Source organism: Polaromonas sp. (assembly GCF_030689685.1).
Taxonomy (GTDB): domain Bacteria; phylum Pseudomonadota; class Gammaproteobacteria; order Burkholderiales; family Burkholderiaceae_C; genus Polaromonas.
The window spans coordinates 42,668-68,048 of sequence record NZ_JAUYEY010000027.1 but is presented as its reverse complement, the minus strand read 5'-3'; the positions used below and the strand labels follow the sequence as shown (position 1 = coordinate 68,048).

Below are 25,381 nucleotides of genomic sequence, written 5' to 3'. Positions count from 1 at the left end.
GCCATGCTCAATGCCCTGCTTTCCCAGACCGCCGTCGGCCAGGCCGCCGAAGCCCACCGCCACGCCTACAACGCCGCGTTCGAGGAACTGGGCCTGACCTGGTACTGGAATGCCGCCACCTATGCCCGCCTGCAAGTCCATGGCCGTGATGGCGTGCGTATCTACCTGGAAACCGAGCAATCACACTTGTTGCGAGCTTACGAAGCCGAGTTTCTGGTCGGCGCCATCGAAACCACCCAAGCCCGCTGTTATGCGAGCATGGGTCACCGGACGTCTCCAGCCTCTTACGGCCGGACCGGCGCCTCGCACATGCCTTCGGCTGCACGGCACCACGCATCGTCCGGCGCGCCCGCGCACCGGGTGGCGACAAGTGCACTGACCTGAAAGCACGGGATGACAAATCATTGGGTGCGTTTCAGGGAAGGCCAGTCCGTTCGTTTCGGGATGCTGCAGGGCGAGCTGGTCCGGGTTTGCGAAGGCGACATGTTCGTCCGCGCCGTCCCGACCAAGCGCCTGGTACCACTGGCCGATGTGGAATTGCTGACACCGGTTCAACCCACCAAGGTCATCGCCCTGTGGAACAACTTCCACGCGCTGGGCGAAAAACTCAATCTGCCCGTTCCTACCGAGCCGCTGTACCTGATCAAATCCCCGAACTCCTATCTGGCGCACGGCGACACCATCCGCAAACCTCCTTGCGACGGTAAAGTAGTTTTTGAAGGTGAGTTGGGCATCGTCATCGGCAAGACCTGCAAGCAGGTGTCGGAGCCTGAAGCGCTCGAGCATGTGTTTGGCTACACCTGCGCCAACGACGTGACGGTCGCCGACATCCTGAACCGCGACGCATCATTTGCCCAGTGGGTGCGGGCCAAGGGCTTTGACACCTTTTGCCCGTTCGGTCCGGTGGTGGCCACCGGCCTGGACCCGCTGAAACTGGTGGTCAGGACCCTGCTCAACGGAGAAGTGCGCCAGGACTATCCGATCAGCGACATGCGTTTTTCGGTGCAACAACTGGTCAACCTGATTTCTCAGGACATCACCTTGTACGCGGGCGACATCATCCTCTGCGGTACATCGGTGGGCGTCGGATCCATGAAACCGGGAAGCACCATATCGGTGGAGATTGCTGGGATTGGCAAGCTCAGCAACCGTTTTGAGTAACAATTTTTGAGGAGAACAGGTGTGAAAATTGCAATCATTGGAGCCGGAGCCATCGGCGGTTATGTGGGCGTGAAACTGGCACTGGCTGGCGAAGACGTGACCTTCATTGTGCGCGGGGCCAATCTGGACGCTATACGCAAAAACGGCATGAAGCTCATCATGTATGACGGCAGCGAACAAGTCGCCGCCAGTGTCAAGGCCACCAACAACTATGCGGAAGCCGGCCCGCAAGACATGGTGATCCTCGCGATGAAAGCGCACCAGGTCGAGGCTGTGGCCGGTGACCTGCCCAAACTGTTCGGGCCACACACCACCGTGGTCACCATGCAAAACGGCATCCCTTACTGGTATTTCCACAAGCATGGCGGGCCGTTCGAGGGCAGCCAGGTGCACAGCGTGGATCCTACCGGCATCCTGGTCGAAAAAATCCCGCCGCAGCGCGTGATCGGCTGCGTCGTTTATCCGGCATCGGAGCTGGTCGCGCCGGGCGTCGTCAGGCACATCGAGGGTGATCGCTTTCCGGTCGGCGAACTCGACGGCACGGCCAGTGAGCGGGTCACGCGCATCTCCGAATGTTTTGCCAAGGCAGGCTTCAAGGCACCGGTGCTTGACAACATCCGCTCAGAGATCTGGCTCAAGCTCTGGGGCAATCTCACCTTCAATCCCATCAGCAGCCTGACCCACTCCACCTTGCAGGACATCTGCCAATTCCCACTGTCACGCGAGCTCGCAGCCAGTATGATGCGCGAAGCGCAAGAGGTCGCCCATAAGCTGGGCATTGAATTTCGCCTGACACTTGAAAAACGCATTGCAGGCGCCGAGAAGGTGGGCAAACACAAGACCTCCATGCTGCAGGACATCGAGGCCGGGCGGGCGCCGGAGATTGATGCCCTGGTCGGCTCCGTGGTGGAACTCGGCCGACTGACACAGACACCTACACCACATATCGACACGCTGTATGCCTTGGTCAAGCTGCTGGCCCGAACCATGCATGAAGAAAGTGGGCAAGTGCGACTTCAACTCGCCGCCTGAACAGGACGCAGCCAACGATCCCCGGCGCAATCAGGGTCCCGTGGCCAGCGATTTTTTCATCGCCTGAACTGCTGCATCAGAAGGCGTTGCGAACTCATACTTGCCCCCCAGGTCCAGGGCCTTGAGCAGCAGGGGGCTGGTGGTTTTCAGGGACTTAAATTGCGTGGCCGCTTTTTTCACGGCATCCGCCGGCGCATTGGGGTGCACATAGATGCCATACCCCCAGCTGGCATGGGTCGCCGGCACAACAACAAGTTCAGCCATGTGAATTCGCTCATCCGTTCCATGATGGTTCTTCATGGTGGTAGCCTGGGCAGACTGAAGACGGGTGATCAGACCCACCCAACGATCTGCCTGCCAGTGAAAAGCGGCCTTGGTCGGCAGGTAGCTCTGTCCCAGGCCTTGTTGGGGAATGACCTCCACCACCGTCCCGCAGAAATTCTCAGCCTTCACGAGCGAGGTGGTCACGCCGCTTTTCATGCCAAAGCAGCTCGTGGTTTTGAGCTTGGCCAGTACCTTGGCTTGCTGCTCGGGCGGCAGCGACTTCAACTCCACGGGCTTGCCGTCCTTCACGGTGCCGATGTCGGCCAAAATCAATACGGCTGACTGGATCGGGTCCACATTGATCGCCACCGGGCGGTAGCCCGAGGCCAGACCGACCACCGGGTTGCCGTACACCCAGCACGGCGGCACGGATTTTTTCACGGCGGTAAGAACGTCTTGCGTTTCCTTGATATTGAGAACCGGCGTGACCGACAAGCCAGTGGGCCGAACAAAATCGATGAGCTCGCGCAACGCGCTTTCGGTTTGGGAGGAGCCTTCACCGCGAATGACTTGGGGATTCAGATAAAGCCCTCCTTCACACGATTGCGCATGGGCACCCAGGTTGCATAAAAACAGACCAGCCGACAAGAGCTTTTTCATGGTTTCCGCCTAAATTTAATGCCGATATTTTGTCAACGTCACAAAACGAAACCAGTCTACTGATCGATCAACAGCGGCCTCTTGACCCTGGTCAATATTCGAGAGGAGGAGGATGCTCCCACGAATCCATACGGGCTACGCAGAAAAACACACGCGCAACGCCCCCGGACAAACCCTAGCGCGGATCGAAAATTGGGCAAACTTGACCCTCGTCAAGAGTTTTTAATCTACTTGGTAAGACCATACCGGTGTGATACGTTCTGGCTAGGAAGTCAACAAGAAGTTCCAGCCTCAATCCGAGTTACCCAACACAGGAGACAACGCAATGAAAACCAAATTTTCCACCATCAAAAGCAGCCTCGCCATGGCTGCGGCCATCGCGGTGATGGCCATCGGATCAGCCCATGCCGCCTGGGAGCCCACCAAGCCGGTTGAGTTCGTTGTACCAGCAGGCACGGGTGGCGGCGCCGACCAGATGGCGCGACTGATCCAGGGCATCGTCATCAAACACAAACTGATGAAAGAGCCGCTGATCGTGGTGAACAAATCTGGCGGCGCTGGTGCCGAGGGCTTTCTCGAAGTCAAGGGCTCCAAGGGGGATCCACACAAGATCATCATCACCTTGTCCAATCTGTTCACCACCCCGATGGCGACAGGCGTCCCCTTCAACTGGCGCGACATGACGCCAGTGTCCATGATGGCGCTCGACCAGTTTGTGTTGTGGGTCAATGCAGAAAATCCAGCCAAGACCGCCAAGGAGTATCTGGCCGCTGTCAAGGCCGCAGGTCCAAGCAAGATCAAGATGGGCGGCACTGGCTCCAAGCAGGAAGATCAGATCATCACTGTTGGCATCGAGCAGGCCACTGGCACCAAATTCATCTACGTGCCGTACAAGGGCGGCGGCGAAGTGGCGGTGCAACTGGCGGGCAAGCACGTGGATTCCACAGTGAACAACCCGATTGAGGCCGTGGCCCAGTGGCGTGCCGGCAAACTGCGCGCGCTGTGTGTGTTCGACGACAAGCGGATGGCCTATACGGCCAAGGTCACCGATACGCAGTCGTGGGCCGACCTTCCGACCTGCAAGGAATCCGGCGTGCCGACCAGTTACACCATGCTGCGCGGCATTTTCATGGCGCCCGGCGTCTCCAAAGACCAGCTTGAGTTCTACAGCAACATGCTGAAGAAGGTCCGCGAGACCCCCGATTGGAAAGCCTATATGGAAACCGGTGCCTTCAATCAGACCGCCATGTCCGGCGATGAATATACCAAATGGCTGGGATCTGCCGAGCAGCGCCATCGCGAGCTGATGAAAGAAGCCGGCTTCCTCGCTAAATAAAAGAATCTCCTTTCGGGAGTTCTCGCCGGGCGGCAGTTTGCCGACCCGGCACTCAATTCAAGTTCGCCCTGTTCCGGGGCACTTACATCCAACGGAGTTGCTCATGGAGCCAAACCAAGAATCCGGTGCGAAGCATCGCACGGGCGTCGCCACCAATGTCATCGAAGCGATCGTCGCTCTTTGCGTTCTCGTCATGGGTGTTGTGGTCGTTGTCAATAGCTGGGCGCTGGGCGCTGGCTGGACCACCGACGGGCCGGGTGCCGGCTACTTCCCTTTTTACATCGGAATCGTGCTGAGCATTTCAGGTGCTGGCATCATTTATCAGGCCTTGCTTGGAAAGAACCGGAACACCGAGATATTTGTCGATAGCGAGCAGCTCAAACGTGTGCTCTCCGTATTCTTACCGGCTTTGGTTTATGTACTGGCCGTTCAGTTCGTAGGGCTCTACGTGGCCTCAGCTATCTACATTGCCTTGTTCATGATTATTCTGGGCAAGTTCTCCCCGATCAAGAGCGTCATTGCAGCACTGATCGTGAACACGCTGTTTTTCTTCATGTTCGAGGTCTGGTTCAGGGTTCCCTTGTTCAAGGGCAACCTGGACCCCTTGAGTTTCCTCGGCTACTAAGCCGAGCCAGCGCCAGCCCACCGAAACTTTAAAGACTGACAACTTCCATGGACGAACTAAACGCGCTTTTTCACGGATTCAACGTCATCCTGACGCCGATGAACATCCTCCTGATGTTTGTGGGCATCATTCTTGGCGTCCTGATCGGGGTACTGCCGGGTCTGGGCGGCGCCAACGGCGTGGCCATCTTGCTGCCCCTGACCTTCACCATGCCGCCGACCTCGGCAATCATCATGCTGTCGTGTATTTACTGGGGCGCCTTGTTCGGGGGCGCCATCACCTCGATTCTGTTCAACATTCCGGGCGAACCCTGGTCGGTTGCGACCACTTTTGACGGCTACCCCATGGCCCAGGACGGGCGCGCTGGCGAGGCACTGACAACGGCATTTACCTCGTCGTTCATTGGCGCTTTTGTCGCCGTGGTGATGATCACCTTTCTGGCGCCCATGGTGGCCGGTTTTGCGCTTCAATTTGGTCCGCCCGAGTTCTTCGCGGTGTACTTGCTGACTTTCTGCAGCTTCGTCGGCATGGGCAAGGGTTCCCCCTTCAAGATTCTGGCTTCCATGTGTATCGGCTTTGCATTGGCCGCCGTCGGCATGGATACCGTCACCGGCCAGTTACGCCTGACCTTTGGCATTCCCGATCTGATGCGTGGCTTCGACTTCCTGATTGCCGTCATCGGCTTGTTTGGAATCGGTGAAATTCTGCTGTCGATGGAAGAAGGCCTGGCCTTTTCCGGCAAGGCGGCCAAAATCAATGCCAAGGTGGTGTTTCAGACCTGGAAGAAGCTACCGAAGTACTGGGCAACCTCACTCAGAAGCTCGTTGATCGGCATCTGGATGGGCATCACACCCGGTGGCGCAACCCCGGCATCCTTCATGAGTTATGGCGTGGCCAAGAAAATGTCCAAAAACGGCTCGAACTTTGGCAACGGTGAAATTGAGGGCGTAATTGCCCCGGAAACCGCAGCCCACGCTGCGGGCACCAGCGCCCTGCTGCCCATGCTGGCACTGGGCATTCCGGGCTCGCCAACAGCTGCCGTTCTGCTGGGCGGCCTGCTGATCTGGGGTCTGCAGCCCGGTCCGCTGCTCTTTACCGAACAAAAGGACTTCGTCTGGGGACTGATCGCCAGCATGTACCTGGGCAACCTGGTCGGACTGATTGTTGTTCTGACCACGGTTCCGCTGTTTGCATCCATCCTGCGCATACCGTTTTCCATCATTGCACCTGTCATCGTCGTGATCTGCGCCATCGGCGCCTACACCGTTCACAACGCGATGCTGGATATCTGGCTCATGATGCTGTTCGGCATGATTGGCTACCTCTTCAAGAAACTGGACTATCCGCTGGCGCCGCTGGTGCTGGCCCTGGTGCTGGGTGACAAGGCCGAGGACTCCTTCCGTCAGGCCATGCTGGTTTCCCAGGGTGAGATGTCGATTCTCTGGTCCAATGGGCTGGTTGGCGGCATCTCGACACTGGCCCTGGTCCTGTTGTTCTGGCCGCTGATCTCCCGGCTCATCGCCAAGGTCCGTCCGCCCAAGAAGGATGAGTTTGCCGCCGAGCAGCCGGTAGACTGAGCGTCTGACCAAGCAAACAAAAAAGCCGGGTGATGCACCCGGCTTTTTTTATTCCTGCTGCGCTTGTTCTGTCAGATTTTCCCGCGCTGCTTGAGCCGGCTCAGGGTTTCCGCCGAGAGGTTCATGTAAGACGCAAGCTCTTTCTTCGGGATTCGGTCAAACAGCTCCGGGTGTTTGCGCAAAAAGCGCTTGACACGTCCCGGCGCGTCCAGCAAGTGCAGTGTGATGGTGTGCGCCATGATTTCGCTCATGAGGCGCATGACGTAATACTCAAAGGACTGCTTGATTTCGTCATGGCGATCCAGGAAAGCCACCCAGTCCGTCAGCGGCAGCTTGGCCACCCGGACTTTCGTCACGCAGACGGTGCTGTAAGGCGTGGGTGTTCCCAGACGCCATGCCGCGTAACTCGTTTCCATATCGCGCTCGTCGGCAAAACGCAGAATCATCTCCCTGGCTTCCTGGTTGGTCACCACCCGTTTCAAGATGCCTTCCAAGATGAAGTATTGCTCCATTTCGTGCGCGCCCTGGTGCAACAATGTGTCGCCCTTCTGGCTGTCGACGATCACCAGATGAGACTCCAGTTCAGCGCTCTGCTCTGATGTCATTCCCTTGAGAACCAGGTTTTGCCCTAGCTGGACGCGAATGACATTTCGATCGGGATGGTTTTGAACGGACAGCATGACGACTTAGGTTGAACCGATCCAGGTTTCGTCTGTATTCGGGAGGGCCGAATGCAACGAAAATTGACCGTGGTCAATAGAGAAAACCGAATCGATTCCTATGATACCTCGACGGTGTAAAAGACCCGTCCGGGCACAAGAACCAGGGAGGCAGATCCGCAATGGAAAACCCTGATCGGCCATTGGGTCTTTTGGCACACCTGATGCTGCCAGCTACCTTGCTCCATCCTTATCGAAGTCAAACGAAGAGACATTCATCATGACAAACGACGCCCAATCAACAGAACAGACTGACGGATTTCACCTTGTCATCGACGCCCTGAAACTCAACGGCATCGACACGATTTTCGCCCTGCCCGGCATCCCCATCACCGATCTGACGCGCAAAGCCCAGGCCGAAGGCATCCGCATGATCTCGTTCCGCCACGAACAACATGCCGGTAACGCCGCTGCTGCCGCCGGCTTCCTGACGCAAAAGCCCGGCATTTGCCTGACGGTCTCTGCACCCGGCTTCCTCAACGGTCTGACGGCGCTGGCGAACGCCACCACCAACTGCTTCCCGATGATCCTGATCAGCGGCTCCAGCGAACGCGAAATCGTCGACCTGCAGCAGGGCGACTACGAGGAAATGGACCAGCTCGCGATTGCCAAGCCACTGTGCAAGGCCGCCTTTCGCGTGCTGCATGCTGCGGACATCGGCGTTGGTATCGCGCGAGCGATACGCTCAGCGCTGTCCGGCCGCCCCGGCGGCGTGTACCTGGACCTACCGGCCAAGCTGTTCGCCCAGACCATGGACGCCGAAGCTGGCAAACGCTCACTCATCAAGGTTGTCGACCCCGCGCCGCGCCAGCTCCCCGCGCCTGACTCCGTCAAGCGCGCACTTGACCTGCTCAAAAGCGCAAAACGTCCCCTGATCGTCCTCGGCAAGGGCGCCGCTTATGCACAGTGCGACGCTGACATTCGTGCACTGATTGAAAAAACCGGCATCCCTTACCTGCCGATGTCCATGGCCAAGGGCCTGTTGCCCGACACCCATGCACAGTCCGCCTCGGCCACCCGCTCTCACGTGCTGGCCGAAGCTGACGTGGTGATGCTGGTCGGTGCGCGCCTGAACTGGCTGCTGTCGCATGGCAAGGGCAAGACCTGGGGCGGTGCCAATGCAGACACCCGCCAGTTCATCCAGATCGACATCTCACCGACCGAGATGGACAGCAACGTGCCTATCGCGGCGCCTCTGGTGGGCGACATCGGTTCCTGCGTTTCGGCATTGCTGGACGGCATGGGCTCCGGCTGGGCCCAACCGCCGGCCGAATGGACCGACGGTATCAAGGAGCGCAAGGACAAAAACCTGTCCAAGATGGCGGCCACGCTGGCATTGAACCCGGCGACGATGAACTTCCACAGCGCGCTGAACGTGATCCGCAATGCGGTCAAGGCGCGCCCGGATGCCATCGTTGTCAACGAGGGCGCCAATACGCTGGATTTCGCGCGCAGCATTGTCGACATGTACGAGCCGCGCAAGCGTCTGGACGTCGGCACCTGGGGCATCATGGGCATAGGCATGGGTTTTGCCGTTGCGGCAGCGGTGGTCACGGGCAAACCCGTGATCGCCATTGAGGGTGACAGCGCCTTTGGCTTCAGCGGCATGGAGGTCGAGACCATCTGCCGCTACAACCTGCCTGTCTGCGTGATCGTCTTCAACAACAACGGCATCTACAAGGGCACTGACGTCAATCCGCTGGGCGGCGATGTGGCGCCCACTGTTTTCGTCAAGAATGCGCGTTACGAGATGATGATGCAGGCCTTCGGCGGCGTCGGCGTGCTGGCCAATACCCCCGCAGAGCTGGCCAAGGCTCTTGACGAGGCGGTGGCCTCAGGCAAACCGACCCTGATCAATGCCATCATCGACGAGACGGCCGGCACCGAAAGCGGCCGCATCACCAGCCTGAATCCGCAAAGCGCGAAGAAGAAGTAATCCAGTCACTATTTAAGGAGAAAGCAAAATGAGCAACAAACCACTCTCGGGCATCAAAATCATCGACTTCACCCACGTTCAGGCCGGTCCCGCCTGCACTCAGATGCTGGCCTGGTTCGGCGCTGACGTGATCAAGGTCGAGCGTCCTGGCTCTGGCGACGTCACCCGAAGCCAGTTGCGCGACATCGAAGGCGCTGACGCGCTGTACTTCACCATGCTCAACAGCAACAAGCGCGGCCTGACGCTGGACACAAAAAAGCCCGAAGGCAAGGAAGTGCTGGAGAGGCTCATCAAGGAATCCGACGTGATGGTCGAGAACTTTGGTCCCGGTGCGCTGGACCGTATGGGGTTCACCTGGGAACACATCCAGTCACTCAACCCAAAAATGATTCTGGCATCCGTCAAGGGTTTCTCCGACGGCCACCACTACGAAGACCTGAAGGTTTACGAAAACGTGGCCCAGTGCGCGGGCGGCGCAGCGTCCACCACCGGCTACTGGAAGGGCGAGAACTCAGGTCCCACCATTTCGTCTGCCGCTTTGGGCGACAGCAATACCGGCATGCACCTGGCCATCGGTATTTTGACGGCCTATATTGGCCGCCAGCAGACTGGCAAGGGCCAAAAAGTCGCCGTGTCCATGCAGGACAGTGTGCTCAACCTGTGCCGCGTCAAAATGCGCGACCAGTTGCGTCTGGACAACCTTGGCTACCTGGAAGAGTACCCGCAATACCCGCATGAAATGGAAGCCTTCAAAGACGGCGTGGTGCCGCGTGGGGCCAATGCCGGCGGTGGCGGACAACCCGGCTGGATTTTGAAATGCAAGGGCTGGGAGACCGACCCCAACGCCTACATCTATTTCACGGTCCAGGGTCACGCCTGGGAGCCGATCTGCGACGCGCTGGGCAAACCCGAGTGGAAAACCGACCCCGCCTACACCACGGCCAAAGCACGCCAGCCGCACATCATGGACATCTTCGCCACGATTGAAGCATTCATCGCTGACAAGACCAAGTTCGAAGCCGTGGACATCTTCCGCAAGTTTGATATTCCCTGCGCGCCCGTTTTGTCGATGAAGGAGTTGTTGCATGACGAATCCTTGCGCGCCAGTGGCTCCATCGTTGAAGTACCGCACAAAGTGCGCGGTAGCTACTTCACCGTGGGCAGCCCGATCAAGTTCTCTGACACCAAGCCCGAAGTAACGGCATCGCCCCTGCTGGGCGAGCACACCGACGAAGTTCTGGCCGAGCTCGGCTACAACAAGGACCAGATCGCGGCCATGCATACGGCCAAAGCAGTCTGATCCGGGAAGCGTGAGGCCTTGGTCGTCAAGGCCTGAAAAGACGGCGTTCAGATGAGCGCCGTCTTTGTTTGAGGAACATTTGACAGCACCACGATTGGACCTATGCAAACAACAACCGACCTGAAACAACTGGTAGAGGCCGTGGGTGATGCCATCGTCGCTTCCGACGCTGGCGGCGCCATCGTTTTGTGGAACCCGGCGGCCCAGCGCATGTTCGGCTTCACCGAAAGCGAAGCACTTGGCCAGTCACTGGACATCATCATTCCGCAGCGCCAGCAGCAGCGCCATTGGGACGGCTACCACCAGACCATGGCGACCGGAAAAACCCGCTATGGCAACGATGTGCTGCGCGTACCGGCCGTGCACAAGGACGGACACGGGCTGTCCATCGCCTTCACCGTGGCGCTGCTTCATACGCCTGACGGCAAGGTTTCGGCGATTGTTGCGGTGATCCGCGACGAGACCAGTCGTTTTGCCGAAGAAAGAGCCCTGAAAAAACGCCTGACCGAACTTGAAATCCAGCTTGCTGCTCCGGTCAAAGCTCCCTGAACCTGAGCGTATGTGCCCAGTGATTAACATAGGGGTTGAACCGGCCGCAAGCGCTGCCGGAGCCATGTTTGAGCAACCTATTTCAACTTCCATGCAGGTATTTTCATGAGCAAAGCATTAGACGGTGTTCGCATCCTCGATTTCACCCATGTCCAGTCGGGCCCGACCTGCACCCAGCTACTGGCCTGGTTTGGCGCGGACGTCATCAAGGTGGAGCGCGCCGGCGAGGGCGATGCCACGCGTGGCCAGCTCGCGGACATCCCCGGCGTGGACAGCCTGTACTTCACGATGCTGAATCACAACAAGCGCTCGATCACGCTGAACACCAAGAACGCCAAGGGCAAACAGGTGCTCGACGAGCTCATCAAGACCTGCGATGTGCTGGTCGAGAACTTCGCACCGGGCGCGCTGGACCGAATGGGCATCACCTGGGAACACATCCAGACCCTCAATCCGCGCATGATCGTGGCCTCGGTCAAGGGTTTCGGTCCGGGGCCATATGAAGACTGCAAGGTGTATGAAAACGTCGCGCAGTGCGCCGGCGGCTCGGCATCCACCACCGGTTTCGACGACGGCCCACCGATGGTGACCGGCGCCCAGATCGGCGACAGCGGCACTGGCCTGCACCTGGCGCTGGGCATCATGGCCGCGCTGTATCAGCGCAACACCACCGGTCGCGGCCAAAAAGTGCTGGCCCCGATGCAGGACGCCGTGCTGAACCTGTGCCGCGTCAAGCTGCGCGATCAGCAGCGGCTGGAGCGCACCGGCACCATGCATGAGTACCCGCAGTACCCGGACGGCAAGTTCGGCGCGGCCGTTCCGCGCGCCGGCAATGCGTCCGGTGGTGGCCAGCCCGGCTCCATCCTCAAGTGCAAGGGCTGGGAAACCGACCCCAATGCCTACATTTACTTCATCACGCAGGGCGGCGTGTGGCCGGCCGTGTGCAAAGTGATCGGCGAGGAAGGCTGGATCACCGACGAGGCCTATGCCACCGCCGCTGCCCGCCTGCTGCACCTCAAGCCCATCTTCGCCCGAATTGAGCAGTGGACCATGACCAAGACCAAGTTCGAGGCGATGGACATCCTCAACAAGTACGACATCCCCTGCGGCCCCATCCTGTCAATGAAGGAAATCGCCGAAGAACCCGCGCTGCGGGCCAGCGGCACCATCGTCGAGGTGGACCACCCGACGCGCGGCAAGTACCTGACCGTGGGCAACCCGATCAAGCTGTCCGACAGCGCCACCGAAGTCACGCGCTCACCGCTGCTCGGTGAACACACGGACGAGGTGCTGACGCAGCTCGGCTACAGCGCCGAGTACATCGCCGAGTTACGCACCGAACACGTTATCTAGCGGGTTTTTCCGCGCCTTTCCAGAAAAGTCAGCAGCCCCCATGAACTATCCCGTCATCCCCATCGCCGTCCTGGAGGTTTCCTCCAAACAGAGAAAACGCCAGGCGCCCAAAGGCCGCCGCGTCGACCCGGCGGCGCTGGCCGATGTACAAGGATTGCTGGGCACCGCGTCGCGCCAGGCCGATTTGCTGATCGAGCACCTGCACAAGCTGCAGGACCACTTCGGCCACCTGTCAGCCGCCCACCTGGCCGCGCTCGCGCAGGAAATGCGCCTGGCGCAGACCGAGGTGTACGAAGTCGCCACTTTTTATCACCACTTCGACGTGGTCAAGGAAGGCGAAGCTGCGCCCGCGCCGCTGACGGTGCGGGTGTGTGACGGCCTGTCCTGCGAGCTGGCGGGTGCCCAGGACCTGCTGGCCAAACTCCCTGGCCTGCTCGGCCGCGACATCCGGGTCATCGCCGCGCCGTGCATCGGACGTTGCGAGCAGGCCCCGGCGGTGGTGGTCGGGCAAAACCCGGTGCCGCAAGCCACTTGCGAAGCCGTGATGGCCACCGTTGCCGCAGGCGCCGTCAACCATGTACCCGAGGGTTTTGTGGACTTTGCTGCCTACCAGGCCGCCGGCGGTTACACCCTGCTGCAGCAATGTGTTTCCGGCCAGCAGGATGTCGAGGCGATCATCGAGACCATGGAAAACTCCGGCCTGCGCGGCCTCGGCGGTGCCGGTTTTCCCTCGGGCCGCAAGTGGCGCATTGTCCGGGCTGAAAAAGGCCCGCGCCTGATGGCTGTGAACATCGACGAGGGCGAACCCGGCACCTTCAAGGACAGGGTCTACCTGGAGCGCGACCCGCACCGCTTCCTCGAAGGCATGCTGATCGCTGCCTGGGCGGTCGGCATCGAGAAAATTTACGTTTACCTGCGCGACGAATACCACGGCTGCCGCACCATGCTGGAAGCCGAGTTGGACAAGCTCAGGGCCTCACCGCTGATGGCCGGCATGCCGGCGGTCGAGCTGCGCCGCGGCGCCGGCGCCTACATCTGCGGCGAAGAGTCGGCCATGATCGAGTCCATCGAAGGCAAACGCGGCATGCCGCGCCTGCGTCCGCCCTATGTGGCCCAGGTCGGCCTGTTTGGCCGCCCGACGCTGGAACACAACTTCGAAACCCTGTACTGGGTGCGCGACATCCTGGAAAAAGGCGGCGAATGGTTTGCCTCGCACGGCCGCAACGGCCGCAAGGGCCTGCGCTCCTTCTCGGTCTCCGGTCGGGTCAGGGCGCCGGGCGTCAAGCTGGCACCGGCCGGCATCACGATCCGCGAGCTGATTGACGAATTCTGCGGCGGCATGCTGGACGGACAAACCTTTTACGCCTACCTGCCCGGCGGCGCTTCGGGCGGCATTCTGCCGGCCACGATGGGCGACATCCCGCTCGACTTCGACACGCTGCAGCCCTATGGCTGCTTCATCGGCTCGGCCGCCGTGATGGTACTGTCCGACAAGGACACGGCCACCGACGCGGCGCGCAACATGATGCGTTTTTTCCACCACGAGTCCTGCGGCCAGTGCACGCCCTGCCGCGTCGGCACAGCCAAAGCGGCCCACCTGATGGAGCAGCCCAAGTGGGACCTGGCCCTGCTGGCCGACCTGTCGCTGGTCATGCGTGACGCATCGATTTGCGGCCTGGGTCAGGCGGCGCCGAATCCGATGGACTGTGTCGTCAAGTACTTCCCGCATGAACTGTGAGCCCCCACGCTTGTCACTTCGTGAGCCTTGGGCGGTGCGCTGCCCCTTGCACGACAAAAGGGGCTGGCCTGGCTTCACGCTGACCGTATGTCTTTAAGGATCCAACATGAATGCAATTACCCGACAGGAACTGGCCGAGCTCGATGCCCCGCTGGTGAGCTTCAGCCTCAATGGCCGTGAAGTCCAGGGCCGCGCCACCGAAACCTTGCTGCAAGTGGCCAAGCGTGAAGGTGTGGAAATCCCGCACCTGTGCTTCAAGGAAGGCCTGGAAGCCGTCGGCAACTGCCGCGCCTGCATGGTCGAGATCAACGGCGAACGGGTGCTGGCGCCCTCCTGCTGCCGCGCGCCGGCGGCCGGCATGAAAGTCGTCACCGACAGCGAACGCGCCGTCGCTTCACAAAAGCTGGTGCTCGAACTGCTGCTGTCCGACATGCCCGAAAAGGTCTACACACGCAACAACGAGGTGGACCAGTGGGCCGCCAAAATCGGCGTCGGCAAGCCGCGCTTCGAGGCACGCCAACAAGTGCGTCAGGACCTGTCGCATCCCGCCATTGCCGTCAATCTCGACGCCTGCATCCAGTGCACCCGCTGCCTGCGCGCCTGCCGCGACGAACAGGTCAATGACGTGATCGGCCTGGCCTTCCGCAGCGACCAGGCCAAGATCGTGTTCGACATGGACGACGCCATGGGCGCATCCACCTGCGTGGCCTGCGGCGAATGTGTGCAGGCCTGCCCGACCGGCGCGCTGATGCCGGCCCGCGAAGCCGCGCTCGCGGTGCCCGACAAACAGGTCGAGTCGGTCTGCCCGTATTGCGGCGTCGGCTGCCAGCTGACCTACAACGTCAAGGACGACAAGATCCTCTTCGTGGAAGGCCGCGATGGTCCGTCCAACCATGGCCGCCTGTGTGTCAAGGGCCGTTACGGCTTCGACTACGCGCACCATCCGCACCGCCTGACCAAACCACTGATCCGCCGCGAAGGCATGCCCAAAACCGGCGACTTCAGCATGGACCCGGACCGCGTGATGGACGTCTTCCGCGAAGCCAGTTGGGAAGAAGCGCTCGAATTTGCCGGCGGCAAGCTGGCTGCGATCCGCGACACCCACGGCAAGAAGTCACTGGCCGGCTTCGGCTCGGCCAAGGGCAGCAACGAAGAGGCCTACCTGTTCCAGAAGCTGGTGCGCACCGGTTTCGGCAGCAACAACGTGGATCACTGCACGCGCCTGTGCCATGCCTCCTCAGTGGTCGCCCTGCTCGAAGGCATAGGCTCGGGCGCAGTATCCAACCCGGTGATGGACGTGACCAAGGCCGATGTGGTGATCATCATTGGCGCCAACCCGACCGTGAACCACCCGGTGGCCGCCACCTGGATAAAAAACGCCGTGAAAAACGGCACCAAGCTGGTGGTGCTGGACCCGCGCCGCTCGGACCTGACGCGCATGGCGCACCGCCACCTGCAGTTCAAGCCCGACACCGACGTGCCCATGCTCAACGCCATGATGAACGTCATCGTGACCGAAGGCCTGGTGGACCAGGCCTTTATCGACAGCCGCACCATCGGCTACGAGGAACTGCGCAAGAACGTCGAGGGCTACACACCCGAGCTGATGGCACCAATCTGCGGCATCGATGCCGACACGCTGCGCTACGTGGCGCGGCTGTATGCCACCTCCAAAGGTTCGATGATTCTCTGGGGCATGGGTGTGTCGCAACACGTGCACGGCACCGACAACGCGCGCTGCCTGATCGCGCTGTCGCTGATGACCGGCCAGATTGGCAGGCCCGGTACCGGCCTGCACCCGCTGCGCGGCCAGAACAACGTGCAGGGCGCGTCAGATGCGGGCCTGATCCCCATGATGTTCCCCGACTACCAGCACGTTTCCAGCCCCGCGGTGCGCGCCAGTTTCGAGAAAGCCTGGAATGTGCCGGCTGGCTCGCTGGATGACACGCCGGGCCTGACCGTGGTCGAGGTGATGCACGCGATCAAGAAGGGTGGCATACGCGGCATGTATGTGCAGGGCGAAAACCCGGCCATGTCCGACCCCGATGCCAACCACGCCCGCGAAGCGCTGGCGGCGCTGGACCACCTGGTCGTGCAGGACATCTTCCTGACCGAGACCGCCTACCTGGCTGACGTGATCCTGCCGGCCAGCGCCTTCCCCGAAAAGGACGGCAGCTTCACCAACACCGACCGCCTGGTGCAGATGGGCCGCAAGGCCATCAACCCGCCCGGCGACGCGCGCCAGGACTTGTGGATCATCCAGCAGATCGCCAACCGGCTGGGCTGCGGCTGGGATTACCAGCACGTCAGCGAAGTCTTCGACGAGATGCGCCACACCATGCCCAGCATAGGCGGCATCACCTGGGACCGGCTGGAGCGCGAGCATTCGGTCACCTACCCCTGCATGAAAGAGGGCGACCCCGGCCAGTCGGTGGTGTTTGTGGACAGCTTCCCGCGCGAGACTGGCCGTGCCCGCTTTGTGCCGGCCGACATCATCCCGGCCAACGAACGCCCGGACACCGACTACCCGATGGTGCTGATCACCGGCCGCCAGCTCGAACACTGGCACACCGGCAGCATGACGCGGCGCGCCACCGTGCTCGACGCGATCGAGCCCGATCCAGTGGCGCTGGTGCACCCGCTGGACCTGGCCGACATGGGTGGCAAACCTGGCGATGTGGTGACGATTGAATCTCGCCGTGGCACGGTCGCGCTCTACGCACGAGCCGACGAAAGCTCGCCGCGCGGGGCGGTGTTTGTGCCCTTCTGCTACTACGAGGCAGCGATCAACAAGCTGACCAACGCGGCGCTGGACCCGTTTGCCAAGATCCCGGAGTTCAAGTACTGCGCGATCCGCGTCACGCTGGGCGGTGTGCCGCCGGTTCAGGACAGCTACGGCGGCGGCCAGGCGCTGGAAAACTCGGTCGCGCTAGCAGGCATTTGAAAGAGGCCCGTTCGGGCTGAGCTTGTCGAAGCCCCTCGGCAAGCTCAGGGCGAGCGGCTTTTTTAGCCGTGAGCCCGGCGTGAATCGGCGGGCGCCTCCTCACGCTCTTTCAGGCCGTAGTCGCGCGTCACTTCGGCAATGCGCAAGCGGTAATCCTTGAACATGGTGCTGCGGCCTGCGTTTTGCGCGGCGCGGTGTGCCTCCAGGTTGCGCCAGGCGGTCAGGCAAGCGTCGTCGCGCCAGAACTGCAGCGACAACAACTTGTCGGGTTCGGTGAGGCTCTGGAAGCGCTCAATGGAAATAAAGCCGTCCATCTTGAGCAGCTCGGTCTTGAGCTCGGCCGCCCAGTTCAGGTAGCCCTCGCGGTGGGCCGGGTCGGGCCAGACCTCAAAAATCACTGAAACCATGGTGTTTTCCTTTGTTGGCAATTTTTCATTCATCAAAAACCGGAATGCAGGCAATGCCCAGCGGGCGAGGCCCGGTTTGCCGCCCCAAATATGAGTCAAATTGGCCTTCAGCCCATAACCAGCGCGCGCAGGCAGCTACTGTTTCGATAGCAATGGCGGCGCCTGCGCAGGCGTGGATGCCTGCACCGAAGCCCAGGCTGCGACGATTCGACCTCGCCAAACAAACTCGCCCACCAAGCGTACAAACACCTCACCGACCACTGTGCCCTGCCGCGCTGCAGGCACCGGCTCGCACGGCGGACGCACGTTGAACGCAGGGTAGCCCTGGGCTTCGGCGATCACCACCTGGCTGCTGGCGACCCAGAGCTGCAGACTGGCGTCGAAATACAGTGGCCGCTCTTCACGCAGTTGCCGGTAATAAGAATAGGGGTCCGGGTGGGTGACTGCCGCTATGGCATGGGCAGGCTGCGCGGCCACCGTTTCATGCATTGCCGTACACCGGTTCACAACGCACGTCGGTACGCACCGAATTCGCGATGAAACATTCCTCATGCGCTTCGTGATGCAACTGGTCCAGTTGCTCGCGTGTTGGCAGGTATTCGCCTGAAAAAGCCACCTCGGGCCGCAAGGTGACCACCGTCATCGCCACTTTTCCCTGCGCATTCTTTGCCATGATCCCGACCGCCCCGTCGGTATAACGATCCACACAGAATTTGCGTTTCGCGGCGATCGCCAGAAACCACAACATGTGACAGCTGGCGAGCGAGGCCACAAAAGCCTCTTCTGGATCGACTGCTGCAGCGTCCGACATGGGCAATGGCACCGAGTGGGGCGACGAAGATCCCGCCACTTCGGCACCGCCATCAAAACGCATCAGGTGGCGCCGGCTGTAACGGCCCTTCAAAAAATCCTGCGCGCCGCGCTCCCACACAATGTCGGCGGTGAATTCAGCCATGGTCTGTCCTGTTGCTTGATTCAAGGCCTCCAGTGTCGCGAGCTGCGCTCCACTTGTCGAGCAACAACAGTTCGGACACCGGGCGCCGTGGCGTGGCCACCCTGCCGCTGCCGTCCACCGCAGCTTTGACGAGTGGGCTATCCTCGAAACACCTGAACGTGACCCTCGGCCCGCAAAAGGTGTGCACACCCCCGAAATCGCGAAACACCGGCGGCAACACGTGGAAACGGCCTGAGCTGTCGCTTTTCGGAGATCACACAAATCGCAGGTGGCGAACGTTGTTGTCATGGGGAAGCAGCCTTTCGGAGGGAGCTTGGAATCAGCTTGTGCACTGCGCAGCATCGCCATGAGGATGTAGGACACAGCACGGATGGTCTCCATGGATAATCCGCTACCCCGGCGGCAAGCGCGGGGAAATGCCGTGTGCTGGCGCGGTGTTAAGCGCGCTACCTGCTGTGCTGCATGAGGGCGGTGTGGCGTCATGTGCGAGCATTCGGTGCGACCAAAAGTGTTGGTGGTCGCTGCGTTTTTTCAGTGTGGCGGCGTGTCTGAGGTATGCGTGAGAGGCACTGCAGTGCGGCTTTCGCGAGATTTCCATTGGGTGTTTTTTGATTTTCAGAGGTAAGTCAGCAACAAAAAAGACCAAAAAAATTGCGTTTTCCCTATGAAACAGCGGTTTTCTCCAGTAGCATCCCCCTTGCCAGTGAAGAGTAGTTATCTGCATTGGTGATTTATCAACTTCTAGAAGGAAAATCAATCATGGCAACTGCAAAAAAAGCACCGGCAAAAAAAGCAGCCGCAAAAAAGGCTGCTCCGGCAAAGAAAGTAGCTGCGAAGAAAGCAGCTCCAGCAAAGAAAGCCCCTGCGAAGAAAGCACCGGCTAAAAAAGTAGTGGCGAAGAAAGCCCCTGCAAAAAAAGTAGTGGCAAAAAAGGCCGTTGCAAAAAAAGCGCCCGCCAAAAAGCGTACGCCCAACGCAGCGTTCATGAAGCCACTGACATTGAGCCCTGCCCTGTCGGCCGTGGTTGGCGCTGCTGCGCTGCCCCGTACCGAGATCGTTCGCAAACTCTGGGTCTACATCAAGGCCAAGGGTCTGCAGGACAAGATCAACAAGCGCATGGTCAATGCCGACGAAAAGCTGCGCGCCGTTTTCGGCAAGGCGCAGGTGTCGATGTTCGAGATGGCTGGCCTGATCGGCAAGCACGTCAAGTAACTCGAAGCGACCTTCCGCGTTCACGCGGACTTCGCTGAAAGGGCCACGCAAGTGGCCCTTTTTTTATATCAAAACAGGCTGTAGCCCATATCCCACAGCCACAAGCCGCTATTGTTTCTGTAGCGCTGTGGTGGTAATTGCCGACAGTGTTCCACGCGTGCTGATGACTTCCGGGTCCAGCATGATCTCGATCAGCGCGCCCTCCTTGCCCTGCAGCGCCTGGCGCATGACGGCTTCAAACTCTTCGGTGCGCGTGATGCGTGTGGCGGTGTAGCCGTAAGCCCGCGCCAGTGCGCAGAAGTCCGGGTTCTGCAGGCTGGAGCCGCTGACATGACGCGGGTACTCACGCTCCTGGTGCATGCGGATGGTGCCGTACATGCCGTTGTTGAGCAGCACAATGATGCTTTTGGCGCCATGCTGCACCGCAGTGGCCAGCTCCTGGCCGTTCATCAGGAAGTCGCCGTCACCGGCCATCGTGAAGGCCGTCCTGCCGGTAGTGATGGCCGCCGCGATGCCGGCCGGCACGCCGTAACCCATGGCGCCCACGGTGGGCGCCAGCTGGGTCTTCAGACCCTTGACCAGGCCGTGGTGCTGGAAGAAGCGGTGCACCCAGCTGGCAAAGTTGCCAGCGCCATTGGTCAGCACTGCATCTGCTGGCAGCAGCTTTTTCAGCGTCGCGACGATGGCCGGCATGTCGATGCTGCCCGGCAGCACCACGCCGCCGTTGGCTGGGTCGATGTTGGCGAGGTAGTCTGCGTTGGCGGACTCGGCCCAGGCCTGCCAGGGGACGGACAGCGGCGCCGTCAACACCTCCAGTGATCGCGCTGCCGCATTCATGGTCGCGTTGATGGCCAGATCGGCCTGGAACACGCGGTTCAGCTCTTCGGCACTGGCATGGATGTGCACCAACTTCTGCTTCGGCCTGGGCGCCTCGATCAGCGTGTAGCCGCCAGTCGTCATCTCGCCCAGGCGCGGGCCAATCGCAAGAATCAGGTCGGCCTGTTTGATGCGTGCCGCGAGCTTGGGGTTCAGGCCAATGCCGACATCGCCTGCGTACAGCGGGTGGTGGTTGTCAAAAGTGTCCTGAAAACGAAAGGCATTGCCGACCGGCAGCGACCAGTTTTCGGCAAAACGCTGTAGCGCCTGCGCCGCCTGCGGCGTCCAGCCGCCCCCGCCGGCAATCACCAAAGGCCGCTCTGATTGCAGCAGCATCTCGCGCAGCCGGCGCAGCGAACCGGGGTCGCTCCAGGCCTCGACCGCTTCCACGCGCGGCAGCGGTGCCACGTCCACCGTTTGGGTCAGCATGTCCTCAGGCAACACCAGCACCACCGGGCCAGGCCGGCCATTCATGGCGGTGGCAAAGGCGCGCGCCACATACTCGGGGATGCGCCGCGCGTCGTCAATGCGCTCTACCCGTTTGGCCATGCCTTTGGTAGAAGGGCCGAAGAAGCTGCTGTAGTCCAGCTCCTGGAAAGCCTCGCGGTCGCGCGTGTCGCTGGCCACATCGCCAACAAACAAAATCATGGGCGTGGAATCCTGGAAAGCCGTGTGTACCCCGATGGAGGCGTTGGTCGCACCCGGACCCCGCGTCACAAAACAGATACCGGGCCGGCCGGTCAGCTTGCCATGGGCTTCGGCCATGAAGGCGGCGCCGCCCTCCTGCCGGTTGGTGACGAATTGAATCTGATCGGGATAAGCATGAAAGCCATCAAGCACCGCAAGATAACTTTCACCGGGAACGCCAAACGCGTGGGTGACGCCCTGGGCCACAAGGCATTGAACAAGAAGATGGCCGGCAAGTTGTTGGGTCATCTGACTATTGTGCCCCCACGTTCGCTCGCTACGCGTAGCTCTCTGCCCCCCGAGGGGGCGCTGCGCCTGCGGCCCGGCAAAGCCGGTTCCGCAGCCCCGGCTGATAAAGACCAAGGCCGTGCGGCGCGGGACTATTCAGGGGTCTTGTTGTCGCCGTCGTCACCGCCCGCTTCCAGCGCCTGCCGGGCTAGTTCGTCGTCGCTCAGCGGCGCTGCATTTTCCAGCGCCTTGAGCTCTTCCAGGAACTCCGGCGTGGGCTCCTCATGTTCCAGCAGCACTTCCTCAAGTTTCTGCCGGCCGGTCTCCACATGCACCGAGGGCGAATGCAGCTCGGTCGGCGGTACCGGAAACTTCTCGCCGAGTTCAAACTTGAGCGCCTCGGACTTTTCGTCAACCCAGCTCGCGAAGTCGCCGTCTTTCGGGGGGGTCGAATCACTCATGGCCGTCTCCTTGAAGTGGCAACGGCGCCGATGGCCGCTACCTGCCTCATTATGGGTGCGCGCTTGTTACAGTGCCTGTCATCTAATGCCGCTATCGGACCAAGCTACCTCAGGCATCTGCGCATAACGGGCTTGCACTAATTCACCAAACAGTTAAATTACTCGCCATGCCAAGCGCCAAAGCCAAACCCGCCAAAGCCACCGAACCCCGCTCGCGCGATGCCGACCGCTCCCAGCTCGCCATCCTGCAGGCGGCTCGCGACGAGTTTGCGCAGCACGGCCTGGGCGGCGCGCGGGTGGACCGCATTGCCGAACGCGCCGATGTCAACAAGCGTCTGATTTACTACTATTTCACCAGCAAGGACGAGCTGTTCCTGGCCGTGCTGGAGCAGGCCTATGCCGATATCCGGGAGGCCGAAAACCAGCTGCACCTGCGCGACATGCCGCCGGCCCAGGCGATCCAGCGCCTGACCCAGTTCACCTGGGAGTACTACATTGCGCACCCTGAATTCCTCACGCTGCTCAACAGTGAAAACCTGCACCAGGGTCGGCACCTGGCGATGTCCGGGCGGGTGCGCGAGATGAACTCGCCACTGATCCAGACGCTGGCCGAAATCCTGGAGCGCGGGCGCAGCGAGGGGCTGTTTCGCGGCGGCATCGACCCGATACAGCTATATGTGTCGATTGCCGGCATGGCCTATTTCTACCTGTCGAACAACCACACGCTGTCGGCGATTTTCGGGCGCGACCTGATGACGCCCAAGGCACACCACGAGCGACTCTCGCACATGTGCGACGTGATCCTAGGGTATGTCCTTAGAAACTGAGGCATCACCGCATCAAGGCGGTGTCGGGAGTGTTTTACAATTTTTAATTCACTTAATGGTGAATTAAGCGTAAACTCCGGCCTGCTTGTGTTTGCCGGACTCTCGTTCTTCAAAATGCCCTTCAGGAGATGCAACCATGACTTTTGCACGCCGCGCCGCCCTGGCTTCGCTCACATCCCTCACTGTGCTGGCCGCGCTGTCGCCGCTGGCCGCCAGCGCCCAGGGCGGTCCTTCGACAAGCGCAGGACAGGCTTACCCGAACAAACCGATTCGTGTGATCGTGCCTTTTGCCGCAGGCAGCACCACCGACATCATTGCCCGCGCTATCGCCGACAAGATGGGCCAGAGCATGGGGCAGACGCTGGTGATCGACAACCGTGGCGGCGCCAGCGGCACCATCGGCCAGCAGGCCGTGGCCACCGCCGCACCGGATGGCTACACCATCATGGTCCACTCGTCATCACACACAGTCAGCCCATCCACCTTTGCCAAACTGCCCTTCGACACCACCGCCGACTTCGTGGGCGTGACACCGATTTCCAGCACACCCAACGTACTGGTGATCTCGCCGTCGAAAAACATCAAGACCTTGCAGGAACTGCTGGTCGCTGCGCGGGCCAAGCCGGGCAGCATGAACTTTGCCTCGGCCGGCCAGGGCAGCGCCACGCACCTGAACGCCGAAAAGTTCAAGCTGGCCGCCAAGATTGATGCGGTCAACATACCGTTCAAAGGGTCTGCAGAGGCCGTGACCGAGGTGATGTCCGGCCGGGTCGACTACTACTTCTCGCCGATTGCGCCGGTGATCGGGCAAATCCGCAATGGCCAGCTGGTCGCACTGGCAGTCGGCTCACCCAAACGCGCGACCGCCCTGCCACAGGTTCCGACCACCGCAGAAGCAGGCGTGCCTGGTTCCGAGTTCAATTTCTGGATCGGCATGATGGCTCCCAGCAAGACGCCGCGCGACATCGTCAACCGCCTGCACGACGAAGTTGTCAAGGCGCTCAACACGCCTGAAGTCAAGGAGCGTTTCGCCACCCTCGGCGCCGATGCCTGGACCCTGTCACCCGAGCAGTTCGACAGCTACATCAGGGACGAGATCAAGAGCAACGCCGTGCTGGTCAAAGCCGCCGGCCTGTCCCCGCAGTAACTCCCGCGACCGCGCGCACCGGCGCGGGTCGGCGGAGGCCCCTGGGCTTTCGCCACACCGGTCCGGTGCGGCCGCCGCATTCCCCACCCGCCCCAAAGGAAGCCCATGGCCACCCAACAACTAGGAATCATCATGCACGGCGTGACCGGACGCATGGGCATGAACCAGCATTTGATCCGCTCCATCGTCGCGATCCGCAAGCAGGGCGGCGTGCTGCTCTCCAACGGCGACTTGTGTGTGCCCGACCCGATCCTGATCGGCCGCAACGCCGAAAAAATCGAGGCCCTGGCCAAGGCCTGGAACATTGAACGCTGGGGCACCGACCTCGACGAGGCGCTGAAGAACAAGGACGACACCATCTTCTTCGACGCTGGCACCACGCAGATGCGCCCCACGCTGCTGGCCAAGGCGATACGCGCCGGCAAACACGTGTACTGCGAAAAACCGATTGCCACCAACCTCAACGAAGCCGTTGAAATTGCGCGTCTGGCTGAAAAGTCCGGCCTGAAACATGGCGCGGTGCAGGACAAGCTGTTCCTGCCCGGCCTGCGCAAGCTCGACATGCTGCGCCGCGCCGGCTTCTTCGGCAAGATGCTGTCGGTGCGCCTGGAGTTCGGCTACTGGGTCTTCGAAGGCGACCTGCAGCCGATCCAGCGCCCGAGCTGGAACTACCGCACCGAAGACGGCGGCGGCATGATCCTGGACATGATGTGCCACTGGCGTTACGTGCTGGACAACCTGTTCGGCGAGGTCAAGTCGATCTCCTGCATAGGCGCCACCCACATACCCGAGCGCTGGGACGAAGCCGGCAAGCCCTACAAGGCGACCGCCGACGATGCGGCCTACGCCACGGCCGAGCTGATCGGCCACGGCGGCGAGCAGGTGATTGCGCAGATGACCATGTCCTGGGCCACCCGCGTCAACCGCGAGGATCTGGTCACCTTCCACGTCGATGGCACCCACGGGTCGGCCGTCGCCGGCCTGTCCTCCTGCAAGGCCCAGTCGCGGGTCAATACGCCGCGCCCGGTGTGGAACCCGGACGAAAAACAGACGATGAATTTTTCCGACCAGTGGCAGGACGTGCCGGACACCCAGACCTACGACAACGGCTTCAAGATCCAGTGGGAGCATTTCATCCGCCATGTGGTGGAAAACGAGCCCTACCAATGGACGCTGCCCGAAGGCGCCAAAGGCGTGCAACTGGTCGAGGCCGCGCTCGAAAGCTGGAAAGAGCGTCGCTGGGTGGATATTCATCCGCTATAAGTTTGATAGCTGCTTACGCCCTCTGGACAAGGGCTAGAGGCATATTTGATGCATAAAGTTTTCGCCCGCATCCGTTTCACTCCCTCTCCCTCTGGGAGAGGGCAGGGGTGAGGGCTGGCGTGTG

At 60.9% G+C, this 25,381-nt stretch carries 23 protein-coding genes; 16 read left to right on the top strand and 7 right to left on the bottom strand.

The genetic code is table 11. The features are described 5' to 3' along the window. Nucleotides 1-3 precede the first annotated feature (3 nt). The 3 genes from Q8O29_RS06910 to Q8O29_RS06900 are packed head-to-tail and all read left to right on the top strand — an operon-like array spanning nucleotide 4 to nucleotide 2,193. Nucleotides 4-384: a hypothetical protein gene (locus Q8O29_RS06910; RefSeq protein WP_305561326.1), complete on the top strand. Its 381-nt coding sequence runs from the start codon at nucleotides 4-6 to the stop codon at nucleotides 382-384. Between the two features lie 9 nt (nucleotides 385-393). Beyond that, a complete protein-coding gene (locus Q8O29_RS06905) occupies nucleotides 394-1,161 on the top strand; it encodes a fumarylacetoacetate hydrolase family protein (protein WP_305561325.1) in 768 nt (255 codons plus the stop codon). A 21-nt stretch (nucleotides 1,162-1,182) separates the two neighbouring features. Then, nucleotides 1,183-2,193: a 2-dehydropantoate 2-reductase gene (locus Q8O29_RS06900; RefSeq protein WP_305561324.1), complete on the top strand. Its 1,011-nt coding sequence runs from the start codon at nucleotides 1,183-1,185 to the stop codon at nucleotides 2,191-2,193. A 30-nt stretch (nucleotides 2,194-2,223) separates the two neighbouring features. Here the strand turns inward: Q8O29_RS06900 and Q8O29_RS06895 are convergent, their stop codons facing one another. Continuing rightward, a complete protein-coding gene (locus Q8O29_RS06895) occupies nucleotides 2,224-3,117 on the bottom strand; it encodes a hypothetical protein (RefSeq protein WP_305561323.1) in 894 nt (297 codons plus the stop codon). A 325-nt stretch (nucleotides 3,118-3,442) separates the two neighbouring features. Between Q8O29_RS06895 and Q8O29_RS06890 the strand changes: the two genes are divergently transcribed. The 3 genes from Q8O29_RS06890 to Q8O29_RS06880 all read left to right on the top strand — a co-directional run bounded on the left by Q8O29_RS06890 (nucleotide 3,443) and on the right by Q8O29_RS06880 (nucleotide 6,655). Next, a complete protein-coding gene (locus tag Q8O29_RS06890; RefSeq protein WP_305561322.1) occupies nucleotides 3,443-4,453 on the top strand; it encodes a tripartite tricarboxylate transporter substrate binding protein in 1,011 nt (336 codons plus the stop codon). A 103-nt stretch (nucleotides 4,454-4,556) separates the two neighbouring features. After that, entirely contained in the window at nucleotides 4,557-5,078 is a 522-nt protein-coding gene (locus Q8O29_RS06885) for a tripartite tricarboxylate transporter TctB family protein (protein WP_305561321.1), read from the top strand. Nucleotides 5,079-5,125: 47 nt separating this feature from the next. Further along, the gene (locus Q8O29_RS06880) at nucleotides 5,126-6,655 is read left to right on the top strand and encodes a tripartite tricarboxylate transporter permease (RefSeq protein WP_305561320.1); all 1,530 of its coding nucleotides are present in this window, start codon (nucleotides 5,126-5,128) and stop codon (nucleotides 6,653-6,655) included. A gap of 71 nt (nucleotides 6,656-6,726) precedes the next feature. On the opposite strand, the gene Q8O29_RS06875 is transcribed toward Q8O29_RS06880, so the two are convergent. After that, the gene (locus tag Q8O29_RS06875; RefSeq protein ID WP_305561319.1) at nucleotides 6,727-7,335 is read right to left on the bottom strand and encodes a Crp/Fnr family transcriptional regulator; all 609 of its coding nucleotides are present in this window, start codon (nucleotides 7,333-7,335) and stop codon (nucleotides 6,727-6,729) included. A gap of 259 nt (nucleotides 7,336-7,594) precedes the next feature. Between Q8O29_RS06875 and oxc the strand changes: the two genes are divergently transcribed. The 6 genes from oxc (at nucleotide 7,595) to fdhF (ending at nucleotide 17,194) form a co-directional block, all read left to right on the top strand. Continuing rightward, nucleotides 7,595-9,310: an oxalyl-CoA decarboxylase gene (gene oxc, locus Q8O29_RS06870; protein WP_305561318.1), complete on the top strand. Its 1,716-nt coding sequence runs from the start codon at nucleotides 7,595-7,597 to the stop codon at nucleotides 9,308-9,310. A 28-nt stretch (nucleotides 9,311-9,338) separates the two neighbouring features. After that, nucleotides 9,339-10,610, top strand: a complete 1,272-nt coding sequence (gene frc / locus Q8O29_RS06865) for a formyl-CoA transferase (protein ID WP_305561317.1) — start codon at nucleotides 9,339-9,341, stop codon at nucleotides 10,608-10,610. 102 nt (nucleotides 10,611-10,712) lie between these two features. Continuing rightward, entirely contained in the window at nucleotides 10,713-11,159 is a 447-nt protein-coding gene (locus Q8O29_RS06860; RefSeq protein WP_305561316.1) for a PAS domain S-box protein, read from the top strand. Nucleotides 11,160-11,264: 105 nt separating this feature from the next. Continuing rightward, complete coding sequence (gene frc, locus Q8O29_RS06855; protein WP_305561315.1) at nucleotides 11,265-12,512, top strand: formyl-CoA transferase; 1,248 nt, start codon at nucleotides 11,265-11,267, stop codon at nucleotides 12,510-12,512. 40 nt (nucleotides 12,513-12,552) lie between these two features. Next, the gene (locus Q8O29_RS06850; protein WP_305561314.1) at nucleotides 12,553-14,250 is read left to right on the top strand and encodes an NAD(P)H-dependent oxidoreductase subunit E; all 1,698 of its coding nucleotides are present in this window, start codon (nucleotides 12,553-12,555) and stop codon (nucleotides 14,248-14,250) included. A gap of 106 nt (nucleotides 14,251-14,356) precedes the next feature. Then, nucleotides 14,357-17,194: a formate dehydrogenase subunit alpha gene (gene fdhF, locus Q8O29_RS06845; protein WP_305561313.1), complete on the top strand. Its 2,838-nt coding sequence runs from the start codon at nucleotides 14,357-14,359 to the stop codon at nucleotides 17,192-17,194. Nucleotides 17,195-17,256: 62 nt separating this feature from the next. Here fdhF and Q8O29_RS06840 read toward each other — a convergent pair whose 3' ends face one another. The 3 genes from Q8O29_RS06840 to Q8O29_RS06830 all read right to left on the bottom strand — a co-directional run bounded on the left by Q8O29_RS06840 (nucleotide 17,257) and on the right by Q8O29_RS06830 (nucleotide 18,556). Next, the gene (locus Q8O29_RS06840) at nucleotides 17,257-17,601 is read right to left on the bottom strand and encodes an antibiotic biosynthesis monooxygenase (RefSeq protein ID WP_305561312.1); all 345 of its coding nucleotides are present in this window, start codon (nucleotides 17,599-17,601) and stop codon (nucleotides 17,257-17,259) included. Between the two features lie 135 nt (nucleotides 17,602-17,736). Next, a complete protein-coding gene (locus Q8O29_RS06835; RefSeq protein WP_305561311.1) occupies nucleotides 17,737-18,090 on the bottom strand; it encodes a hypothetical protein in 354 nt (117 codons plus the stop codon). Then, nucleotides 18,083-18,556, bottom strand: a complete 474-nt coding sequence (locus Q8O29_RS06830; RefSeq protein WP_305561310.1) for an OsmC family protein — start codon at nucleotides 18,554-18,556, stop codon at nucleotides 18,083-18,085. The genes Q8O29_RS06835 and Q8O29_RS06830 overlap by 8 nt, the downstream gene beginning before the upstream one ends. A 759-nt stretch (nucleotides 18,557-19,315) precedes the next feature. Between Q8O29_RS06830 and Q8O29_RS06820 the strand changes: the two genes are divergently transcribed. Further along, entirely contained in the window at nucleotides 19,316-19,768 is a 453-nt protein-coding gene (locus Q8O29_RS06820; RefSeq protein ID WP_305561309.1) for an SWIB/MDM2 domain-containing protein, read from the top strand. A 108-nt stretch (nucleotides 19,769-19,876) separates the two neighbouring features. On the opposite strand, the gene Q8O29_RS06815 is transcribed toward Q8O29_RS06820, so the two are convergent. Both Q8O29_RS06815 and Q8O29_RS06810 read right to left on the bottom strand, forming a co-directional pair. Beyond that, nucleotides 19,877-21,580, bottom strand: a complete 1,704-nt coding sequence (locus tag Q8O29_RS06815; RefSeq protein WP_305561308.1) for a thiamine pyrophosphate-binding protein — start codon at nucleotides 21,578-21,580, stop codon at nucleotides 19,877-19,879. Between the two features lie 131 nt (nucleotides 21,581-21,711). After that, nucleotides 21,712-22,020 (bottom strand): hypothetical protein, encoded by a 309-nt coding sequence (locus tag Q8O29_RS06810; RefSeq protein ID WP_305561307.1) that lies wholly within the window; start codon nucleotides 22,018-22,020, stop codon nucleotides 21,712-21,714. Between the two features lie 167 nt (nucleotides 22,021-22,187). Between Q8O29_RS06810 and Q8O29_RS06805 the strand changes: the two genes are divergently transcribed. The 3 genes from Q8O29_RS06805 (at nucleotide 22,188) to Q8O29_RS06795 (ending at nucleotide 25,257) form a co-directional block, all read left to right on the top strand. After that, nucleotides 22,188-22,847: a TetR/AcrR family transcriptional regulator gene (locus tag Q8O29_RS06805; protein ID WP_305561306.1), complete on the top strand. Its 660-nt coding sequence runs from the start codon at nucleotides 22,188-22,190 to the stop codon at nucleotides 22,845-22,847. 136 nt (nucleotides 22,848-22,983) lie between these two features. Next, the gene (locus tag Q8O29_RS06800) at nucleotides 22,984-23,994 is read left to right on the top strand and encodes a tripartite tricarboxylate transporter substrate binding protein (protein ID WP_305561305.1); all 1,011 of its coding nucleotides are present in this window, start codon (nucleotides 22,984-22,986) and stop codon (nucleotides 23,992-23,994) included. A gap of 105 nt (nucleotides 23,995-24,099) precedes the next feature. Then, nucleotides 24,100-25,257, top strand: coding sequence for a Gfo/Idh/MocA family protein (locus tag Q8O29_RS06795; RefSeq protein ID WP_305561304.1), 1,158 nt, complete (start codon nucleotides 24,100-24,102; stop codon nucleotides 25,255-25,257). The last annotated feature ends 124 nt before the right edge of the window (nucleotides 25,258-25,381 follow it).

Bases quoted from the DNA above. Each gene is read 5' to 3' on its own strand.
- Q8O29_RS06895 (WP_305561323.1), bottom strand. From the start codon at position 3,117: ATGAAAAAGCTCTTGTCGGCTGGTCTGTTTTTATGCAACCTGGGTGCC.
- Q8O29_RS06830 (WP_305561310.1), bottom strand. From the start codon at position 18,556: ATGGCTGAATTCACCGCCGACATTGTGTGGGAGCGCGGCGCGCAGGAT.
- frc (WP_305561315.1), top strand. From the start codon at position 11,265: ATGAGCAAAGCATTAGACGGTGTTCGCATCCTCGATTTCACCCATGTC.
- Q8O29_RS06850 (WP_305561314.1), top strand. From the start codon at position 12,553: ATGAACTATCCCGTCATCCCCATCGCCGTCCTGGAGGTTTCCTCCAAA.
- Q8O29_RS06905 (WP_305561325.1), top strand. From the start codon at position 394: ATGACAAATCATTGGGTGCGTTTCAGGGAAGGCCAGTCCGTTCGTTTC.
- Q8O29_RS06910 (WP_305561326.1), top strand. From the start codon at position 4: ATGCTCAATGCCCTGCTTTCCCAGACCGCCGTCGGCCAGGCCGCCGAA.
- Q8O29_RS06860 (WP_305561316.1), top strand. From the start codon at position 10,713: ATGCAAACAACAACCGACCTGAAACAACTGGTAGAGGCCGTGGGTGAT.
- Q8O29_RS06800 (WP_305561305.1), top strand. From the start codon at position 22,984: ATGACTTTTGCACGCCGCGCCGCCCTGGCTTCGCTCACATCCCTCACT.
- frc (WP_305561317.1), top strand. From the start codon at position 9,339: ATGAGCAACAAACCACTCTCGGGCATCAAAATCATCGACTTCACCCAC.
- Q8O29_RS06795 (WP_305561304.1), top strand. From the start codon at position 24,100: ATGGCCACCCAACAACTAGGAATCATCATGCACGGCGTGACCGGACGC.
- Q8O29_RS06805 (WP_305561306.1), top strand. From the start codon at position 22,188: ATGCCAAGCGCCAAAGCCAAACCCGCCAAAGCCACCGAACCCCGCTCG.
- Q8O29_RS06875 (WP_305561319.1), bottom strand. From the start codon at position 7,335: ATGCTGTCCGTTCAAAACCATCCCGATCGAAATGTCATTCGCGTCCAG.
- Q8O29_RS06890 (WP_305561322.1), top strand. From the start codon at position 3,443: ATGAAAACCAAATTTTCCACCATCAAAAGCAGCCTCGCCATGGCTGCG.
- Q8O29_RS06840 (WP_305561312.1), bottom strand. From the start codon at position 17,601: ATGGTTTCAGTGATTTTTGAGGTCTGGCCCGACCCGGCCCACCGCGAG.
- Q8O29_RS06820 (WP_305561309.1), top strand. From the start codon at position 19,316: ATGGCAACTGCAAAAAAAGCACCGGCAAAAAAAGCAGCCGCAAAAAAG.
- Q8O29_RS06810 (WP_305561307.1), bottom strand. From the start codon at position 22,020: ATGAGTGATTCGACCCCCCCGAAAGACGGCGACTTCGCGAGCTGGGTT.
- Q8O29_RS06835 (WP_305561311.1), bottom strand. From the start codon at position 18,090: ATGCATGAAACGGTGGCCGCGCAGCCTGCCCATGCCATAGCGGCAGTC.
- oxc (WP_305561318.1), top strand. From the start codon at position 7,595: ATGACAAACGACGCCCAATCAACAGAACAGACTGACGGATTTCACCTT.
- fdhF (WP_305561313.1), top strand. From the start codon at position 14,357: ATGAATGCAATTACCCGACAGGAACTGGCCGAGCTCGATGCCCCGCTG.
- Q8O29_RS06815 (WP_305561308.1), bottom strand. From the start codon at position 21,580: ATGACCCAACAACTTGCCGGCCATCTTCTTGTTCAATGCCTTGTGGCC.
- Q8O29_RS06880 (WP_305561320.1), top strand. From the start codon at position 5,126: ATGGACGAACTAAACGCGCTTTTTCACGGATTCAACGTCATCCTGACG.
- Q8O29_RS06885 (WP_305561321.1), top strand. From the start codon at position 4,557: ATGGAGCCAAACCAAGAATCCGGTGCGAAGCATCGCACGGGCGTCGCC.